This is a genomic window from Neoroseomonas oryzicola (genome assembly GCF_012163135.1).
Lineage (GTDB): Bacteria > Pseudomonadota > Alphaproteobacteria > Acetobacterales > Acetobacteraceae > Neoroseomonas > Neoroseomonas oryzicola.
The window spans coordinates 167189-183774 of sequence record NZ_JAAVUP010000003.1 but is presented as its reverse complement, the minus strand read 5'-3'; the positions used below and the strand labels follow the sequence as shown (position 1 = coordinate 183774).

Here is a 16586-nt window from a genome sequence, read left to right as displayed (position 1 = left end):
ATACGGCAAGGAGCGGTTGAGGCGCAGCCCCGGCCCAGGCAAAACATGTCCATGGTCCGATTCAGCCGCGTGGCCCTGGCCTACCCGGATTCGCGCGGGCGCCCCGGAGCGGAGGTGTTGCGCGACATCTCGTTCACGCTCGGTGAAGGCTCCTTCACCTGGATCATCGGGCCGTCGGGCGCGGGGAAGACCTCGTTGCTGCGGCTGATGCACGCGGCGCTGCGGCCGACGGCGGGCGAGGTCGAGCTGCTGGGCATCCCGATCTCCCGCGCGCGGCGGTCGGACCTGCCGCCGCTGCGCCGGCGCGTCGGCGTGGTGCACCAGGAATTCCGGCTGCTGAACCACCTGTCCGCCTGGGACAACGTCGCCCTGCCGCTGCGCCTCGCCGGCATCGCGGAATCGACCATCCGGAGCGATGTCGCCGAACTGCTCGACTGGATCGGGTTGGACGACAAGGCGGAGCGGCGGCCGGAGGAACTGTCGGGCGGCGAACAGCAGCGGCTGACGCTGGCCCGCGCCATCGTCACCCGCCCTGCCCTGCTGGTGGCGGACGAGCCGACCTCGGAGCTCGACGCCCGCCAGGCCCGGCGCACCCTGGCGCTGCTGCTCGAGATGAACCGCCAGGGCACGACGGTGGTGGTGGCGACGCATTCCGAGGACCTGCCGGAGCGGCATCCGTCGCGGACGCTGGTGCTCGAGGGCGGGCGGATCATCTCCGATGGCTGAACCGCGCCGCCGCCTCGCCCGCGATCCGCTCGGGCTGCGCAAGGCGCTGGCCGACCGGCTGCTGCTGGGCCTGGTGGCGGCGATGGCGCTGCTCGCGGCGCTGGCGCTGGCAGGACGCGACGGCGCGGACCGGCTGGCGCAGCGCTGGCGGGAAGGCGCGCAGGCGGCGGTGACGGTGCAGGTGCCGCAGCCCGACCCGGCGCGGATGGCCAAGGCGCTGGCCGTCCTGCGCGACCTGCCGGAGGTCGCGGCGGCTGAGGCGGTCGATCCGGCGCGCATGGCGGAATTGCTGCGCCCCTGGCTCGGTGGGGCGCACAACGTGCCGCTGCCGGGGGTGATCGAGATCCACCTCGCCAACCTCTCGGCCGATCCGGTGCTGATCGGGGACCGCGTGGCGGCCGAGGTGCCCGGCGCGGTGACCGAGGCGCACGGCGTCTGGGTCGCGCATCTGGTAGCGCTGGCCGGCGCCGTGCAGGGCGTCGCCCTGGCGGTGGTGGCGCTGGTGGCCGGCGTCGCGGCGGCGGTGGTCGGCGTCGCCGTCCGCGCGGGGCTCTCGGCGCGGCGGGATGCGGTGCTGGTGCTGCACGGGCTGGGGGCGACGGATTCCGAGGTCGCCGGGCGCTTCGCCGCCCGGGTCGCCTGGCTGGCGGGGCTCGGCGCCGCGATCGGGACGGTCGCGGCGGTGCCGGCGCTGGCGGGGCTGGTGCGGATGGCCGGGCCGCTCGCCGGCGAGACCTCCTGGACCTCCCTGCCCTGGTTCGACCTGGCGGTGCTGCCGGTCGCGGCCGCCGCGGTCGGATGGCTCACCACCCAGGGCACCGTGCGCCGCTGGCTGAGGCGCCTGCCATGACCGAGGGAACCGCGCTGGCGCGCAAGCGGCGCATCGCCGCGCTGGTGCTGCTGCTGCCCGCGCTCGCCTTCATGGCGGGCTTCGTCGTCTATGTCGCCGGCGTGCTGGACGCGGCCGATCCGCCGGCCGGCGAGACCGACGGCATCGTGGTGCTGACCGGCGGCGGCGAGCGCGTGGCGACCGGCTTCCGCCTGCTGGGCGAAGGGCGGGCGCAGCGGATGCTGATCTCGGGCGCGCACCAGGCGGCGGGGCTGCAGGAGATCGCGACCGCCGCCGGCGTCGACGCGGCGACCGTGCAGGGGCGCGTGACGGTGGGCCATGCGGCGGCGTCCACCCGCGGCAACGCGGCCGAGACGGCGGCCTGGGCGCGGGCCCAGGACGTGAAGTCGATCCGCGTCGTCACCGCCGCCTACCACATGCCGCGCGCCATGCTGGAACTGCGCCGCGCCATGCCGGACCGCACCCTGGTGGCTCATCCGGTGGCGACGGGAACGCTGCGGGCGCCCGGTGCGCTGTGGCGGCCGGGATCCTGGGCGCTCCTCATCGGCGAGTATGCGCGCTACGTGGCGGCGCAGGCCGGGCTGTCCGGCCTCTTCGCCAATGGTCGGGAGCCCCGCGAGAGTTGATCCTGCTGCGTTCGGCGCTGTTCAACGCGCTCTTCCTCGGCGGGAGCGCGATGGCCGCGATCCTCGCCCTGCCGCTGCTCCTCGCGCCGCCGGCCGCGATGATCGCCTATGTCCGCACCTGGGCGCGCGCCGTGGTGGCGGCGCTGCGCATCCTCTGCGGCATCCGGCTCGAGGTCACGGGCCTCGAGAACCTGCCACCGGGCGGGGCGCTGATCGCGGCCAAGCACCAGTCGGCCTTCGACACGGTGGTCTGGCTGATGCTGCTGCGGGCGCCGGTCTACGTGCTGAAGAAGGAATTGCTGTCGATCCCGGTCTGGGGGCTGCTGGCCAGCAAGTGCGGGCATGTCCCGGTGGACCGGAAGGGCGGCGGCGCGGCGCTGAAGGCGATGGTGCGGGCGGCGCAGGCGGTGCTGGCGGCGGGCCGCCCGGTGGTGATCTTCCCCGAGGGCACGCGCACCGCGCCGGGCGAACGGGTGCCCTACCAGCCCGGGATCGTGGCACTCGCCGCGGCCACGGGCGCGCCGGTGGTACCGGTGGCGACCGACAGCGGCCTGGTCTGGGGGCGGCGGGCCTTCCACAAGCGCCCCGGGACGATCCATGTCGCCATCCTGCCGCCGCTGCCCAAGGGGCTGCCGCGACCCGCGCTGATGGCCGCGCTGGAACAGGCGATCGAGGGCGAGAGCGACCGCCTGGCGGGCCTGCCGAGGACATGTGGATAAGTCTGGGGAAGAGGAGTCCGGGGCAGTTCAGGCACCCCCTCAGATCAGGCATTCAAGTCATTGAAAAATCCTGATTCCGACCGTGCGGCCCGCACGTGTGGATAAGGGGATGAAAATCGGTCCCTGCGGGGGGTTCGCCCTCAGGTTGCGGGCAGCAGCTCCGCGATGCGGGCGAGCCCGGCGTCGCGCACCCCCATCTCCCGCAGGTGGCGCAGCGTGTTGAGCAGGTAGTCGCGGTTGGCGCCCATCTGGCCGTGGCCGCCCGCGATGGCCGCGGCAGCACGCTCGGGCGAGAGGCGCCCGACATAGAGCCGGCAGCCGCGGTTCGCGACATAGGCGACCGCGCGGACCATCCGCCCGGAATCCAGCAGCCGCAGCGGCAGCATGCGGCGGTGGTAGACGACCTCGGCCCCGTCGGGCAGCTCGCGGTCGTCGAGATAGGCGAGCACCTCCGCCGCCTCGGTCGCCGCGACACGGAAGGCGAGGCCGCGGCAGGCCCCGCCGCGATCCAGCCCGAGCACCAGGCCCGGCCGTTCCGGCGTGCCGCGGTAGCGGTGCGACCACAGGCAGAAGCGGCGGTGGAAGCCGCGCAGCAGCGCCGGATGCGCCGCCGCATGGGTGAAGCCCGGCCGCCAGATCAGCGATCCGTAGCCGAAGACATAGAGGTGGCCGTCGGCGTCGAGGACGTCGCGCAGCGCGGCCTGATCGTGATGCATGTCGAAGCCCGCGCCCGGCCAGCGGACCGGCGGCATCGCGGCGCGGCGGGCGCGGCGCTATACCTCCCCCCGTGACCCCCGCCAAGCCGACGCCCGCCCCGCCCCGCCGCCGGCGGCGCATCCTGTCCACGCTCATTGTCCTGCTGCTGTTGCTGGCCGGGGCCCATGGCCTCGCCTGGTGGCGCATCACCGGGATGATGGCGGCGGGCTTCGCCGACTGGACCGCGCTGCGCCGGGCCGAGGGCTGGACGGTGGAGCACGACCCGCCGCGCCCGGCGGGCTGGCCGCTGGCCGCCGAGCTGGTGGTGCCGAACCTGCGGGTGGAAGCGCGCGGGCGCGGCTTCGCCGAGGCTGTGGGGCATGAGTCCGGGCGGCTGGTGCTGCGCATCGCCCCGCCGCGGCTCGACCGGCTGGCGCTGCGCTGGGAGGGCCAGCAGGTGCTGCGCCTGGGCGCCGTCGCGGTGCCCTTCACGGCGGCGCGGCTCGAGGCCGATCTGCCGCTCGAGCCCATGCCGCCGCCGCGGGCGATGGAGGTGCTGGCCGAGGGCGTAGCGGCGGCGACGCCGGCCGGCCCGCTCGAGGCACGCCGGGTGCGGTTGCTGTTGAGCCCCGGTTCGGTGGGGGCGGAGCCGGCCCTCATGCTGGACCTGCGGGCCGAGGCGCTGCGCCTGCCGCCCGGGGCGATAGGACCCGGGGTCGCCGCCTTCGGGCGGGAGGTGGAATCCGCGAGCGTGGCCGCCACGCTGACCGGGCCGCCGCCCATGCCGCCCTCGGCGCAGCGGGCGCGGGCGTGGCGGGAGGCGGGCGGGGTGCTGGACCTGCAGAACCTGGCGCTGCGCTGGGGGCCGATCGCCGGGGAGGCGAGCCTGCGGGTCACGCTCGACCCGGCGCTGCAGCCGCAGGGGTCGGGCGGGGTGCGCCTCGCCGGGGCGCCGGCGGCGATCCAGGCGCTGGAGGGGGCGGGGCTGGTGCCGCGCGCCACGGCCCGGACGGCGCAGGGGGTGGTGGCGCTGCTGTCGCGGGTGCCGCCGGAGGGCGGGCCGCCGCGGGTCGAGGTTCCGGTCGCCCTCGAGCGGGGTCGCATAACCCTGGCGCGCATTCCGCTGGTGGAATTTCCACCGATGGTTTGGCCGTAATTCTGGACAACCTCCCGAGTCATCCGCATACGACTGCGTGAAAATGGAAGCGGTAGAACCACGACCGTTTAACGGTGCGTGATGAAGTCGGCCTGATTCCGGCCTTTCCCGCGAAGGCGCCGTGAATTCCACGTCAATGCCGGTGGGTGCCCCGTCATGGCTCTGTCGGCGCCCGCAAACGCAGCGTTAGATAGTCGTGCGTTCACCCCGGCGTGAAGGTCTGGTCTCACCGGGCGGGACGCAACGAGAGTACGGTCATGGATCACCCAGTTCTGTATCCGGAGCAGGATCACGAAGGCACCGATCGCAGTGCCATCCTGATGATGCTGGCCTATGTCGAGGCGGAATGCATGCGCATCGGCTCGCTCGACGCGGCGCGACATGCGGCGCAGGCGGCGACGCTGGTGCAGATGACCAAGGCCTCGGAGTGTTCGACCCAGGCCGGCGTGGTGCGCTGCCAGCCGCTCCACTGAGCGGCCGGCCCTACCCCGCGCGCCGGAGCAGGAACAGCGCCTGCTCCCCGAACAGGTTCGCCAGGCGCAGCGAACGCTTCCAGGGCGCCTTCAGACCGCGCTCATCCACCGCCAGCCAGCGTTCCACCCCATAGCCCTCCATGGCGCAGAGCGCCGTGAAGTCGAGGATGGTGCAGGGGTGGATGTTGGGCGTCTCGTACCAGGGACGGTTCCAGGTTTCGGTGTCCGGCATCCGCCCGTTCACCAGCAGCCGCCAGCGCAGCTGCCAATGGCCGAAATTCGGGAAGGAGACGATGGCGTGCCGCCCGATGCGCAGCATCTGGCGCAGCACCTCCCGCGGGCGTTCCACCGCCTGGAGGGTGCGGGAAAGCACGACGTAGTCGAAGCCCCCATCCGGATAGAAGGCGAGGTCGTTGTCGGCATCACCGTGGATGACCGCGAGGCCGGAGGAGACCGCCTTGGTCACCTCGGCCATGTCGATCTCGATCCCCCGCGCATCGGCCTGCTTCTCGCGCGTCAGGTGCTCGATCAGCGCGCCGTCGCCGCAGCCGATGTCGAGGACCTTGGCGCCATGCGGGATCATCTCCGCGATCAGGCGGAGGTCGAGGCGCATGTTCTTGGCGACGTAGCGGATGTCAGCGGGGGCTTCGGGCATGGTCACACCCCTGCCTTCTCGGCGGCGCCACGCAGGAACCCCCCCAGCGCCGCATGGAACTCCGGTTCCTCCAGCAGGAAGGCGTCGTGCCCCTTGTCGGACGCGATCTCGACGAAGGACACGCTCGCGCCCGCCATGTTCAGCGCCCGCACCACGTTGCGGCTCTCGGAGGTCGGGAACAGCCAGTCGCTGCTGAAACTCGCCAGGAAGAAGCGCGTCGCCGTGCCGCGGAAGGCGGCCGACAGGTCGCCCTCGTGCTCGGAGGCGAGGTCGAAGAAATCCATCGCCCGCGTGATGGTCAGGTAGGAATTCGCATCGAACCGGCGGACGAAGGTGCTGCCCTGGTGGCGCAGGTAGCTCTCCACCTCGAACACGTCCTCGAGGAAGGTCAGCGCCGAGGCGCCGCGCAGCCGCCGGCCGAACTTCCGGGTCAGCGCCTGTTCGGACAGGTAGGTGATGTGCGCGACCATGCGCGCCACCGCGAGCCCGCGCGCCGGGATGCGCCCGTCCTCCCAGTAGCGCCCGCCCTTCCAGTCGGGGTCGCCATGGATCGCCTGGCGGCCGACCTCGTGGAAGGCGATGTTCTGCGCCGAATGATGCGCTGCGCAGGCGATCGGCGCGGCGGCGAGGACGGCGTCCGGGTAGGTCGCCGCCCATTCCAGCACCTGCATCCCGCCCATCGACCCGCCGATGACGGCCAGCCATCGCGCGATGCCCATGTGGTCCATCAGCCGCTTCTGGGCGCGGACCATGTCGCGGATCGTCACCTGCGGGAAATCGGTGCCCCAGGGGCGGCCAAGACCCCGGCCCTCGGCGTCCGTCATCTCCGACCGCGGGCCGGAGGAGCCCATGCACCCGCCCAGCACGTTCACGCAGACCAGGAAGTAGCGGTCGGTGTCGAGCGGCTTGCCCGGGCCGACGATGCTCTCCCACCAGCCGGGCTTGCCGGTGACGGGGTGGGGTTCGGCCAGATACTGGTCGCCGGTCAGCGCATGGCAGACCAGCACCGCGTTCGTCTTCGCCGCGTTCAGCGTGCCGTAGGTGCGGTAGGCGACGGTCAGCGGCACGATCACGGCGCCGCAATCCAGCGGCAGGCCGTCGGCGAAGACGGCGTGCTGGTGCTCGACCTCCGGCAGGGGGGCGATCGCCTGGGACATGGGGGGCGATCCTTAGGGCCGCCGGGCCGCCGCCGCAACGGGCGGGACGCTTGGCGCGCCGGGCCGCGCCGTCTATTGCATCCATCCCCATGCCCGACAGTTCCCCGTCCGCCCCCGCCGAGGCCGAGATCGCCGCGCTGCGCGCCGAGATCGACGCGATCGACGACGCCATGCACGACCTGCTGATGCGGCGCGCGGCGGTGGTCGCGCGGATGGCCGGCAGCCGGGCCAAGGGCAACACCACGCCGTTGCGCGCGGGGCGGGAGGCGGCGGTGCTGCGCCGGCTGCTCGCCCGCCATGCCGGGCCGCTCGCACGGGCACGCATCGTGCGGATCTGGCGCGAGATCTTCATGGCGAGCACGGCGATCCAGGGCGGGTTTTCCGCCGCCGTCTTCGCGCCCGACCCGCAATCGGGCCACGCCCGCCTGGCGCGGCAGCATTTCGGCCCGCTGACGCCGACGCGCGTGCACCCCACGCCGGCGCGCGCGCTGGCCGCGGTGACCGGCGGGGAGGCCTCGGCCGCCGTGCTGCCGGCGCCGATCGATGGCGAACCCGCGGCGGATGCCTGGTGGGCGCGGCTCGACGTGCCGCGGCTGCAGGTGGTCGCGCGGCTGCCCTTCCTGGCCGGGCCGGCATCCGATCCCGGCGCCCTGGTCGTCGCCCCGGTCGCCCCCGACCCCTGCGGGGAGGACCGCAGCCTGCTGATGGTCGAGGCCGAGGCCGGCGCGCAGCGCGGGCGCATCGCCCAGGCGCTGTCCGGGGCAGGCTTCGCCGTGACCTCGCTGATCCTGTCGCGCGCGCCGGCGGCAACGCTCGCGCTCGCCGAGGTCGAAGGTTTCCTGCGCGCGGAGGACCCGCGCCTCGCGTCGCTGCCCTGGGCGCGGCGCATCATCCTCGGCGCCTATGCCGCGCCGGTTCCCGGAGACGCACCATGACCGTGATGCCCCGCCCCTCGATCCTGTCGGTCGAGCCCTATGTCGGCGGCGAGTCCAAGATCCCGGGCGTGAACCGGATCATCAAGCTGTCGTCGAACGAGGGCGCCTTCGGCCCCCCGCCCGGCGCGGTGGAGGCGATCCGCGCCACGGCCGCGGAGGCGCACCGCTATCCGGACGGCAATGCGAAGGCGATCCGCGAGGCGATCGGCGCGCGCTTCGGGCTCGACCCCGCGCGGATCGTGGTCGGCAACGGGTCCGACGAGCTGCTCGCGCTGCTGATCCTCGCCTATGGCGGCGAGGGCACCGAGTTGGTGATGAGCGCGCACGGCTTCATGATGTACGACATCACCGGGCGCTGGGCCGGCTGCCGCATCATCAAGGTGCCGGAGAAGAACCTGACCACCGACGTGGACGGGATGCTCGCGGCGGTGGGGCCGCGCACGCGGCTGATGTTCCTCGCCAACCCGAACAACCCGACCGGGTCGATCCTGCCGCAATCCGAGGTGGAGCGGCTGCGCGCAGGGCTGCGCGACGACGTGCTGCTGGTGCTCGACAGCGCCTATGCCGAATACGTCACGCGGCCGGACTACGACGCGGGCGCGAAGCTGGTGGATGCGTCCGGCACCACCGTGATGACCCGCACCTTCTCCAAGATCTTCGGCATGGGCGGGATGCGGCTCGGCTGGGCCTATGCGCCGGCGCCGATCGTCGACGTGCTGGGGCGCGTGCGCGGGCCGTTCAACGTGAATGCCTCGGCGATGGCCGCGGGCGTGGCGGCGCTGGCCGAGAAGGGCTGGGTCGAGCAGTCGGTCGCGCACAACACCGAATGGCGCGCGAAGGTCGCCGCCGCGCTGACCGCCGCGGGCATCAAGGTGTGGCCGAGCGAGGGCAACTTCGTGCTCGCCGATTTCGGCACCGCGGCGAAGGCCAAGGCGGCGGACGAGGCGATGAAGCAGCGTGGCCTCATCGTGCGGGCCATGGGCGGCTACGGCCTGCCGCAATGCCTGCGCATCACCATCGGCACCGCCGAGGAATGCACCATGGTGATCGACGCGCTGACGGCCTTCATGCATGGCTGAGCCCGTCTTCAACCGGCTCTGCCTGGTCGGCATCGGGCTGATCGGGTCGTCCATCGCGCGGGTGGCGAAGAAGCGCGGGGACATCGCGCGCACCGTGGTCGCGACGACGCGGCGGGCCGAGACGCTGGCGCGCGTGCGCGAGCTCGGCATCGTCGACGTGGTCGAGGACGACCTGGGCAAGGCGGTCGAGGGCTGCGATTGCGTCGTGCTCTGCGTGCCCGTCGGCGCCTATGCCGGGGTGATGGCGCAGATCGCGCCGCATCTCGCGCCGGGCTGCGTGCTGACGGATGTGGGGTCGACCAAGGGCAGCGTGGTGCGCGACCTGGGGCCGCTGGTCCCCGCCGGCGTCCAGCTGGTGCCGGCGCACCCCATGGCGGGGACCGAGTATTCCGGTCCCGATGCCGGCTTCGCCGAGTTGTTCGAAGGCCGCTACTGCATCCTGACCCCGCTGCCGGACAGCGACCCGGCGGCGGTGGAGAAGGTGCGGGAGATGTGGCGCCGCTGCGGCTCGATGATCGAGACGCTGGATCCCGCGACGCATGACAAGATCGTCGCGGTCGTCTCCCACCTGCCGCACCTGATCGCCTTCACCATCTGCGGCACGGCCGACGACCTCGCGGAGGAGACGAAGGAGGCGGTGCTGAAGTTCGCCGCCTCCGGCTTCCGCGACTTCACGCGCATCGCGGCGTCGGACATCGACATGTGGCGCGACATCTTCCTCAACAACCGCGAGGCGCTGCTCGAGATGCTGGCGCGGTTCAGCGAGGACGCGCACGCCCTGGGCCGCGCGGTGCGCTACGGCCAGGCGGAATTCATCGAGGACCGCATCAGGCGCGGCCGGAAGATCCGGCACGAGCTGATCGAGCGGAAGCAGGCCTAGCCCGCGCGCCGGTCAGAACCGGAAGGACACGCTCAGCGAGCCGAACTGCTGCATGCCGCCCCGCTGGCCGTAGAATTCCTCGGTGCGCCAGACCTGGGTGTAGGCGATGCGCACGCCGCGCCAGATGACGGCCACGCCCGCCTGCAGGTCGGCCACCAGCGGGCGGGAATCGACGCTGCGGCTGTCCGCCCAGGTGTTGCCGTCGAGGAAGATGTCGCGCGCGACCGCGCGACCTTCCACGCCGCCGAAGACGTACCAGCCGAAATCGTCGCCCCGCGGCTGGAAGAAGGCGCTGCCGGCGAGCGCCGGACGGATGCGCGGCGGCCCGAAATCCGCGGCGAGATTGCGGCCCACGCGCAGCACCGCGCCCGCCGCCGCATAGGTCTGCAGGTTGCCGATGCTGCCGCCGAGCGAGGGCAGCAGCTCGACGCCCAGCTGCTCGTCCCCCGCCAGCGGGACGCGCCACTTGCGTTCGAGGATCAGGGCCGCGACCGGTTCGTCCGAGAGCTGGTAGGCCCAGCCGCGCGCGGGCGCATCGCCGATCAGCGAATGGAAGCCGTTCTGCACGAACTTCCCGCCCGCGGAGGGCCCGACGATGCCGGCCTGGATCTCGAGCACGGATAGGCTCGTCGCCGTGACGCGCGACAGCGACAGCGCGCCGTACAGGTAGCCCGCATAAGGCCGGTCCGTCGGGTCCGGGTCGGTGAGCTGCGTGTTCTCGGGCGTGAAGATGGACTGGCCGATGGCGAGGCCCCAGCGCAGCTCGCCCGGCCCCTGGAGGAAGTCGAGCTGCCGGTTGAGCCAGTCGAGCGGCGCGGGAAGATCGGCCGAGGGCGAGCGCCAGGCGATCTGCAGCCCGTTCGTGTAGTAGCGGTCGGTGCCGCCGAGCACGTCGTTCTCGATGCCGAGGCTGAGCGTGCCGGCCGGGTCGGGCGGCGGCGGCGTGGCAACGCCGGGCGCCTGGGCGGAGGCGTGGCCCGCCGTCAGCGTCGCGCAGGCGAGCAGCGCGGACCCCAGGGCAAGCCATCGGTTCGGTGCGCGTGTGGTCATGGCGGACGGCGTCTCCGTGGCGCTGTTGCCACGGGAAACGCGCAGCGGCCGCCCGGGTTGCCCGGGCGGCGGGTTCAGCCGGTCCCGGCGCCGATCGCCTCCACCCATTCCTCGAGCGCGCGGCGCAGCTTCGCCGCGCGGCGCTTGCCGATCCGGTCGGCGACGCGGGCCTCGGCCTCGGCGCTGAGGTCGAGCAGCGCCTCGAGCACGCGGTCCCCCTTCGCCGTCAGCTGCACGATGCGCGCGCGCCCGTCATTGGGGTCGGGCGCGCTGCGCAGGTGCCCGGCTTCCTCCAGCCCATCCACCAGGTAGGCCATGGACTGCTTCGTCATGCCCGCCCGTTCGGCGAGCGCGGTCAGCCGCGCGCCGTCCGGGCCGATATGGCGGAAGACGGCCGAATGGGCGGGGCGGATCTCGGGGAAGCCGCGGGCGGCGAGGCCGCCATAGACCTCCCGCTGCAGGGCCTCGTAGGGCAGGCGGAGCAGGGCACCGAGGGTGCGGCGGCGCTCGGTCACGGGGCGGTTGTCCATGGGCCTAGTTGACAGGTCGTCAGATAGACTGTCTAGTGATCGTCAGATAGACTGACGAATGGAGAAAGCCATGGACGCCATTGCCCGGAACCTCGCCGTGGTCGATGCCCATATCCGCGACGAGGCGCGCGACCCCGCGGCCGTGATGGACCTCTATACCGACGACATCGTGCTCGAGATGCCGACGCGGAACCTCACGCTGACGGGCAAGGCGGCGATCGAGGCGAACTACCGCGCCATGTTCGGATCCATGGCCGAGGTCGAGATCATCCCCGGTACCCGCTTCGCGACGCCGGACCACGTGGTCGACGACTGCACCGCCCGCTTCCGCCTGACCGGGGACGGGGTGGTCAACGCGCCGCTGCCGGTCGGCAGCTGGGTCGAATTGCGGCTGATGCACCTCTTTGCGATGCGCGAGGGGCGCATCGCGAAGGAGACGGTCTACGAAGGCTGGCGCCGGATCGGCTAGCCGCCCGGCACCATGGCGGCCGAAAGCGCGCCGACCGGCCCGCCATCGGCCAGGCGCAGGATGGCGTCGCGCAGGCGGGTGGCCTGGGCGGCACCGAAGACAGGTTCGACATTGGTACGGAACTTGTCCTCGAGCTCCGCGTCGGAGAGCGGATTGCCGGGGTCGCCCTTGGGCAGCATCACGGTTTCCTGGAAGGACTGGCCGTCCTCCATGGTGATCGTCACCCGGGCGGGGAAGTTCGCCGGGTAGAGCGTGTTGAGCTGCGGATCGGCGATGACCTCGGTGCGGTCGAGCACGCGGCGGATCAGCGGATCATGGATGCGCGCCGCGGCGAACTGCGCCTGGGTGAGCACGCCGTCCACCGCCGCGGCCGCGATGCAGTAGGGCACCGAGACGCGCGCCGCCATGACCGTCGCCGCCTCCTTCGCCGAGAAATGCGACAGCACGGTGTTGTAGGTTTCGTTGGTGATGCGCGCGATGCGCGCGGGGTCGGGGCGATGCTTCGCCACGATGGCCAGCGTCGCCTGGATCGGCGAGTGGCTCGCAAGGATCGAGGGGAAGAACTTGAAACCGTTGTTCAGGATCTCCCATGTCGACCCCAGCCCCGCCGTCAGCGCGGCCGCCTTCGGTTCCAGCGAAAAGGCCGCGAGATAGCCCTTCGGGTGCTCGAGGATGCCGGGCGGCGAGGTCATGCCGAGGGCCGCGAGCTGCGCCGAGAGCACGCCGTTCATCGCCGCCTTGCCGGGATGCAGGCTCTTCGTCATGTCGCCGGATTCGAAGAAGGTGTTGAGCCCTGCCGCCTGCGTGCCGGCAAGGCCGAGCGCGCGTTGCGCACCATCCGCGTCGAGGCCCATGGCGTTCGCTGCGCTCGCCGCGCCGCCGAAGGTCCCATTGGTCGCGGTGGAATGCCAGAAGCGGTAATGCGTCGGCATCACCGCCATGCCCACGCGCACCGCGACCTCATAGCCCGCGACGACGGCGGCGAGCAGGCGGGGCCCGCTGAGGCCGCGCGCCTCGGCCAGTGCGAGGGCGGCCGGCACCACGCAGGACCCGACATGCAGCAGCGCGACCTTGTGCGTGTCGTCGTTGTCGGCGGCGTTCACGAGGATACCGTTGGCGAGCGCGGCGAAGGCCGGCTGGGCGGCGATGCCGCGCGCCCCGATCACGCCGGCGCCGGGGGAAGCCGGGTACATCGCCGCGATCTCCCGCGCGATGCGGGACTTCTCGGCGTCCTCGGTCCAGGCGGCGACGGCGCAGCCCACGGCGTCGAGCACCACGCGCGCGGCCTGCGCCGTCACCTCCTTCGGCAGGGTCTCGGGCTGCAGTCCGGCGACGAATTCCGCGAGCGCGCGCGTGGTCATGGGCATTCCTCCGGTGTCGTTGGCGCGGAGCGTGATCCGGCCCCGCGCGGCGTGCAACCCCGCCTCGGTTGACGAGCCCGCACGCGCGCGGCGAGCATCCGCCGAACGGAGGAACACCATGACCGCAATCAGCACCGTCCTCATCGCCGGCGCCAGCGGCGCCGCCGCGACGCGCGTGCTGGAACGCGCCTTGGCGACGCCGGACCTTGCCGTGGTCGGCCTGTCGCGCAACCGGCCCGAGGGTGCGGCGGATTGGATCACCGCGGACCTCAACGACACGCCCGGCCTGGCCGCGGCCCTGGCGACGCGGCCTGATGTCACGCACATCGTCTATGCCTCGCGCGCCCCGCATGGGGAAAGCGGCGTGGAGGACGTGCCGGCGAACGTCGCGATGCTGCGCAACCTGCTCGACGCGGCGGAGGCAGCGCTGCCGCGCTTCGCGCATATCCACATGATCCATGGCGGCAAGTGGTACGGGCTGCATATCGGGCCCTTCCGCACCCCGGCGCGGGAGGACGATCCGCGCCACATGCCGCCGAACTTCTACTACGACCAGCAGGACCTGGTCGCGGCGCGGCAGAAGGGCAAGGCGTGGTCGTGGTCCGCGAGCCGGCCGAACTTCGTGCTCGACGTCGCGCCCGGCCGCGCGCGGAACATGGTCTCGACGCTCGGCGCCTATGCGGCGATCTGCCGGGAACTGGGCGTGCCCTTCGACTTCCCGGGCAAGGCGGGCGTGTGGGAGAAGCTGCACGAGGTGACGGATGCCACGCTGCTGGCGGACGGCATCCTGTGGATGCTGCGGGAGCCGCGCTGCGCCAATCGCGCCTTCAACGTCACGAACGGCGACGCCTTCCGCTGGTGCGACCTGTGGCCCTACCTCGCGGATCTGTTCGGCCTGCCCTGCGGCCGGCCGCGGCCGATGCGCATGGCGCATTGGATGGCGGACAAGGGGCCGGTGTGGGAAGCGATCCGGGCGCGCCATTGCCTGGCGCTGCCCATCGCGCAGGTCGCGTCCTGGGAATTCGCGGACTTCTTCCTCAACATGGACTACGACGTGATTGCGTCCATGACGGCGGCGCGCGCGGCGGGCTTCACCGGCTTCGTCGATTCCTGGGCGATGTTCGCCGCCCAGGTGGAAGGCTACCGCGCGGCTCGGATCCTGCCGCCGCGCTAGAAGCCGTAGAGCGCGGCGGGATTGTCCACCAGCACCCGCTGCCGCTCCTTCGCCCCCGGCGCCCATTCGCCAAACCGGTCGAGCAGCATTCCGTCCTCCGGCATCCAGTCCGTGAGCGAGGGATGCGGCCAGTCGGTGCCCCACAGGCACCGGTCCGGCGCCGCATCCAGCAGCGCACGCGCGAACGGCGCGACATCGTGGAAAGGCGGGCCGGAGGAGGAGATGCGGTAGCCACACAGCTTCACCCAGGCGCGCCCGCTGTCCATCAGCCGCAGCAGCGCCTGGAATCCTGCGCCGTTCAGGCCATCCGCCGTGCGAACGCCGCCCATGTGGTCGATCACCACCTCGACCGGCAGGGCGGCGAGGCGCGGGCCGAGTTCGGCCAGCGATTCCCCCGTCGCGTAGATCTGGATGTGCCAGCCCAGCGGCGCAACGCGGCGGGCCAGCCCGTCGAGTTGCTCGATCGGCGCCCCGTTGCCCGAGACGGTGTTGAAGCGCACCCCGCGCGTCCCCTTGGCGTGCATCTCCCGCAGCGCGGCGTCGTCCACGCTGTCGTCCACCACCGCGACGACGCGCGCGCGGTCGAGGCCGAAGCGCGCCGCGGCATCCAGCGTGCAGGCATTGTCGGTGCCATAGACGGATGGCTGCACCACCACCATGCGCCCGATGCCGAGCGCCTCCGCCACGCGCAGATAGGCCGGGATCAGCGCCGCCGCGGGGTCGTAGTGCCGCCCGGGGTCGAGCGGGAAGCGGTCATAGGGGCCGAAGATGTGGAAATGGCAGTCGCAGGACAGCGGCGGCGCGCGCCAGGACGGCGCCGGCGTCACGTCCAGCGGCGGCAGGCAGGGCGTCATCACGCCGCCCCCGTCAGCTCGCGCCGCACGATCGCGGCCCCTTCGACCATCGCGCGCATCTTGCCGTCCGCGACCTCCCGCGAGAGGTACTTCATGCCGCAATCGGGGGCGACGATGACGCGTTCCGGGTTCACATGCGGCAGCGCGCGGCGGATGCGCGCGGCGACCGTCTCGGGCGATTCAACACGCTGGTCGTTGAGGTCGATGACGCCGAGGATGATGGTCTGGTCCGGCAGGTCCTTCAGCACGGAGGTGTCGAGGTTCGCCTGCGCCGTCTCGATCGAGATCTGGCGCACCTTGCAGCGGCAGAGCTCGGGCAGGAAGGAATAGCCGTTCGGCCGGTTGTGCTGGTGGGCGGCATAGCCGAAGCAGATGTGCAGCGCCGTCGTGCCGGTGATGCCCTCCAGCGCGCGGTTCACCGCCTCGAGCCCATACTCGCGCGCCTTCTCGGGGCGCGCCTGCATGTAGGGCTCGTCGACCTGGACGAAGTCGGCGCCGGCGGCAAACAGGTCCCGGATCTCCTCGTTCACCGCCGCCGCGTAGTCGAGCGCCATCTCGGCCTCGTCCTTGTAGAAGTCGTTCTGCGCCTGCTGGGCCATGGTGAAGGGGCCGGGCACGGTGATCTTGATCATCCGGTCGGTATTGGCGCGCAGGAAGGCGACGTCGCGCGCCTCCACCGCATGACGACGCCGGATGCGGCCGGTCACGCGCGGCACCGGGTTCGGCTTGCCGGTGCGGTCCATCGCGCTGCCGGGATTGTCGAGATCCACGCCCTCGAGCGCGGTGGCGAAGCGGTTGGAATAGGATTCGCGGCGCATCTCGCCATCGGTGATGATGTCGAGCCCCGCGCGTTCCTGCGCGCGGATGGCGAGCAGCGTCGCATCGTCCTGCGCCGCCTCCAGCCGCTCGGGCGCGATGCGCCACAATTCCGTCGCACGCACCCGCGGCGGCAGCCGGCTGTCGAGGCGCGACCGGTCGATCAGCCAGTCCGGTTGCGGATAGGAGCCGACCAGCGAGGTCGGCAGCAGCGTGTTCACCATGGCGTCCTTCTCCCCGGGGCGAGCCTATCGTCGCACCCTGCGCGCGGCCAGTGGCCCTCGCGTCGCATTCGCGGTCTAATGGCGATCGGGGAAACGGAGATCGCCACGGCATGGCAACGGGACAGCCGTCGGGCGCAAGGCAGCGGACACCGCGCG

The 16586-nt window shown here is 72.3% G+C and carries 19 protein-coding genes; 11 read left to right on the top strand and 8 right to left on the bottom strand.

Annotation, left to right across the window (positions count from 1 at the left end):
- Positions 1–51: 51 nt before the first annotated feature.
- Genes GWK15_RS12400 through GWK15_RS12385 form a run of 4 tightly spaced genes read left to right on the top strand, consistent with a single transcriptional unit; the run spans position 52 to position 2921 of the window.
- Positions 52–726, top strand: a complete 675-nt coding sequence (locus GWK15_RS12400) for a cell division ATP-binding protein FtsE (RefSeq protein WP_168041647.1) — start codon at positions 52–54, stop codon at positions 724–726.
- Positions 719–1576, top strand: coding sequence for a cell division protein FtsX (locus GWK15_RS12395; RefSeq protein ID WP_168041646.1), 858 nt, complete (start codon positions 719–721; stop codon positions 1574–1576). The genes GWK15_RS12400 and GWK15_RS12395 overlap by 8 nt, the downstream gene beginning before the upstream one ends.
- On the top strand, positions 1573–2202 hold the full coding sequence (locus GWK15_RS12390; protein WP_245211621.1) for a YdcF family protein: 630 nt from the start codon (positions 1573–1575) through the stop codon (positions 2200–2202). Before GWK15_RS12395 ends, GWK15_RS12390 begins: the two co-directional genes overlap by 4 nt.
- Positions 2199–2921 carry a lysophospholipid acyltransferase family protein gene (locus tag GWK15_RS12385; RefSeq protein ID WP_168041645.1) on the top strand — a complete coding sequence of 241 codons (723 nt, stop codon included), beginning with the start codon at positions 2199–2201 and terminating at the stop codon, positions 2919–2921. Before GWK15_RS12390 ends, GWK15_RS12385 begins: the two co-directional genes overlap by 4 nt.
- Positions 2922–3061: 140 nt before the next feature.
- Here the strand turns inward: GWK15_RS12385 and GWK15_RS12380 are convergent, their stop codons facing one another.
- The gene (locus GWK15_RS12380) at positions 3062–3637 is read right to left on the bottom strand and encodes a gamma-glutamylcyclotransferase (protein WP_168041644.1); all 576 of its coding nucleotides are present in this window, start codon (positions 3635–3637) and stop codon (positions 3062–3064) included.
- Positions 3638–3708: 71 nt separating this feature from the next.
- On the opposite strand from GWK15_RS12380, the gene GWK15_RS12375 reads away from it, so the two are divergent.
- Positions 3709–4773, top strand: coding sequence for a DUF2125 domain-containing protein (locus tag GWK15_RS12375; protein WP_168041643.1), 1065 nt, complete (start codon positions 3709–3711; stop codon positions 4771–4773).
- Positions 4774–5030: 257 nt separating this feature from the next.
- Positions 5031–5246 carry a hypothetical protein gene (locus GWK15_RS12370; protein ID WP_168041642.1) on the top strand — a complete coding sequence of 72 codons (216 nt, stop codon included), beginning with the start codon at positions 5031–5033 and terminating at the stop codon, positions 5244–5246.
- A 10-nt stretch (positions 5247–5256) separates the two neighbouring features.
- Here GWK15_RS12370 and metW read toward each other — a convergent pair whose 3' ends face one another.
- Positions 5257–5859, bottom strand: coding sequence for a methionine biosynthesis protein MetW (metW, locus tag GWK15_RS12365; RefSeq protein WP_168042100.1), 603 nt, complete (start codon positions 5857–5859; stop codon positions 5257–5259).
- Between the two features lie 44 nt (positions 5860–5903).
- Positions 5904–7058, bottom strand: coding sequence for a homoserine O-acetyltransferase MetX (gene metX / locus GWK15_RS12360; protein ID WP_168041641.1), 1155 nt, complete (start codon positions 7056–7058; stop codon positions 5904–5906).
- 89 nt (positions 7059–7147) lie between these two features.
- Here metX and GWK15_RS12355 point away from each other — a divergent pair, with 89 nt between their 5' ends.
- The 3 genes from GWK15_RS12355 to GWK15_RS12345 are packed head-to-tail and all read left to right on the top strand — an operon-like array spanning position 7148 to position 9952.
- A complete protein-coding gene (locus GWK15_RS12355; RefSeq protein WP_168041640.1) occupies positions 7148–7993 on the top strand; it encodes a chorismate mutase in 846 nt (281 codons plus the stop codon).
- Positions 7990–9072 (top strand): histidinol-phosphate transaminase, encoded by a 1083-nt coding sequence (hisC, locus tag GWK15_RS12350; RefSeq protein WP_168041639.1) that lies wholly within the window; start codon positions 7990–7992, stop codon positions 9070–9072. Before GWK15_RS12355 ends, hisC begins: the two co-directional genes overlap by 4 nt.
- The gene (locus GWK15_RS12345; protein WP_168041638.1) at positions 9065–9952 is read left to right on the top strand and encodes a prephenate/arogenate dehydrogenase family protein; all 888 of its coding nucleotides are present in this window, start codon (positions 9065–9067) and stop codon (positions 9950–9952) included. Before hisC ends, GWK15_RS12345 begins: the two co-directional genes overlap by 8 nt.
- Positions 9953–9964: 12 nt before the next feature.
- Here the strand turns inward: GWK15_RS12345 and GWK15_RS12340 are convergent, their stop codons facing one another.
- Entirely contained in the window at positions 9965–11002 is a 1038-nt protein-coding gene (locus GWK15_RS12340; RefSeq protein WP_168041637.1) for a lipid A deacylase LpxR family protein, read from the bottom strand.
- Positions 11003–11076: 74 nt separating this feature from the next.
- Positions 11077–11532, bottom strand: a complete 456-nt coding sequence (locus tag GWK15_RS12335) for a MarR family winged helix-turn-helix transcriptional regulator (protein WP_168041636.1) — start codon at positions 11530–11532, stop codon at positions 11077–11079.
- 70 nt (positions 11533–11602) lie between these two features.
- Here GWK15_RS12335 and GWK15_RS12330 point away from each other — a divergent pair, with 70 nt between their 5' ends.
- Positions 11603–12001 carry a nuclear transport factor 2 family protein gene (locus GWK15_RS12330; RefSeq protein WP_209442177.1) on the top strand — a complete coding sequence of 133 codons (399 nt, stop codon included), beginning with the start codon at positions 11603–11605 and terminating at the stop codon, positions 11999–12001.
- Here GWK15_RS12330 and GWK15_RS12325 read toward each other — a convergent pair.
- A complete protein-coding gene (locus tag GWK15_RS12325) occupies positions 11998–13362 on the bottom strand; it encodes an MmgE/PrpD family protein (RefSeq protein ID WP_168041634.1) in 1365 nt (454 codons plus the stop codon). The two genes, GWK15_RS12330 and GWK15_RS12325, sit on opposite strands and share 4 nt — an antisense overlap.
- A gap of 118 nt (positions 13363–13480) precedes the next feature.
- On the opposite strand from GWK15_RS12325, the gene GWK15_RS12320 reads away from it, so the two are divergent.
- Positions 13481–14536 carry an SDR family oxidoreductase gene (locus GWK15_RS12320; RefSeq protein ID WP_168041633.1) on the top strand — a complete coding sequence of 352 codons (1056 nt, stop codon included), beginning with the start codon at positions 13481–13483 and terminating at the stop codon, positions 14534–14536.
- Here GWK15_RS12320 and GWK15_RS12315 read toward each other — a convergent pair.
- Positions 14533–15390 (bottom strand): amidohydrolase family protein, encoded by an 858-nt coding sequence (locus tag GWK15_RS12315; protein ID WP_168041632.1) that lies wholly within the window; start codon positions 15388–15390, stop codon positions 14533–14535. The genes GWK15_RS12320 and GWK15_RS12315 overlap by 4 nt on opposite strands.
- The gene (locus tag GWK15_RS12310; RefSeq protein WP_168041631.1) at positions 15390–16430 is read right to left on the bottom strand and encodes a 5-methyltetrahydropteroyltriglutamate--homocysteine methyltransferase; all 1041 of its coding nucleotides are present in this window, start codon (positions 16428–16430) and stop codon (positions 15390–15392) included. Before GWK15_RS12310 ends, GWK15_RS12315 begins: the two co-directional genes overlap by 1 nt.
- Positions 16431–16586 lie beyond the last annotated feature (156 nt).

Excerpts from the sequence above, each read along its gene's own strand:
- GWK15_RS12400 (WP_168041647.1), top strand. The coding sequence starts at position 52 with ATGGTCCGATTCAGCCGCGTGGCCCTGGCCTACCCGGATTCGCGCGGG.
- GWK15_RS12395 (WP_168041646.1), top strand. The coding sequence starts at position 719 with ATGGCTGAACCGCGCCGCCGCCTCGCCCGCGATCCGCTCGGGCTGCGC.
- GWK15_RS12390 (WP_245211621.1), top strand. The coding sequence starts at position 1,573 with ATGACCGAGGGAACCGCGCTGGCGCGCAAGCGGCGCATCGCCGCGCTG.
- GWK15_RS12380 (WP_168041644.1), bottom strand. The coding sequence starts at position 3,637 with ATGCATCACGATCAGGCCGCGCTGCGCGACGTCCTCGACGCCGACGGC.
- GWK15_RS12370 (WP_168041642.1), top strand. The coding sequence starts at position 5,031 with ATGGATCACCCAGTTCTGTATCCGGAGCAGGATCACGAAGGCACCGAT.
- metW (WP_168042100.1), bottom strand. The coding sequence starts at position 5,859 with ATGCGCCTCGACCTCCGCCTGATCGCGGAGATGATCCCGCATGGCGCC.
- metX (WP_168041641.1), bottom strand. The coding sequence starts at position 7,058 with ATGTCCCAGGCGATCGCCCCCCTGCCGGAGGTCGAGCACCAGCACGCC.
- GWK15_RS12355 (WP_168041640.1), top strand. The coding sequence starts at position 7,148 with ATGCCCGACAGTTCCCCGTCCGCCCCCGCCGAGGCCGAGATCGCCGCG.
- hisC (WP_168041639.1), top strand. The coding sequence starts at position 7,990 with ATGACCGTGATGCCCCGCCCCTCGATCCTGTCGGTCGAGCCCTATGTC.
- GWK15_RS12345 (WP_168041638.1), top strand. The coding sequence starts at position 9,065 with ATGGCTGAGCCCGTCTTCAACCGGCTCTGCCTGGTCGGCATCGGGCTG.
- GWK15_RS12340 (WP_168041637.1), bottom strand. The coding sequence starts at position 11,002 with ATGACCACACGCGCACCGAACCGATGGCTTGCCCTGGGGTCCGCGCTG.
- GWK15_RS12335 (WP_168041636.1), bottom strand. The coding sequence starts at position 11,532 with ATGGACAACCGCCCCGTGACCGAGCGCCGCCGCACCCTCGGTGCCCTG.
- GWK15_RS12330 (WP_209442177.1), top strand. The coding sequence starts at position 11,603 with ATGGACGCCATTGCCCGGAACCTCGCCGTGGTCGATGCCCATATCCGC.
- GWK15_RS12325 (WP_168041634.1), bottom strand. The coding sequence starts at position 13,362 with ATGACCACGCGCGCGCTCGCGGAATTCGTCGCCGGACTGCAGCCCGAG.
- GWK15_RS12320 (WP_168041633.1), top strand. The coding sequence starts at position 13,481 with ATGACCGCAATCAGCACCGTCCTCATCGCCGGCGCCAGCGGCGCCGCC.
- GWK15_RS12315 (WP_168041632.1), bottom strand. The coding sequence starts at position 15,390 with ATGACGCCCTGCCTGCCGCCGCTGGACGTGACGCCGGCGCCGTCCTGG.
- GWK15_RS12310 (WP_168041631.1), bottom strand. The coding sequence starts at position 16,430 with ATGGTGAACACGCTGCTGCCGACCTCGCTGGTCGGCTCCTATCCGCAA.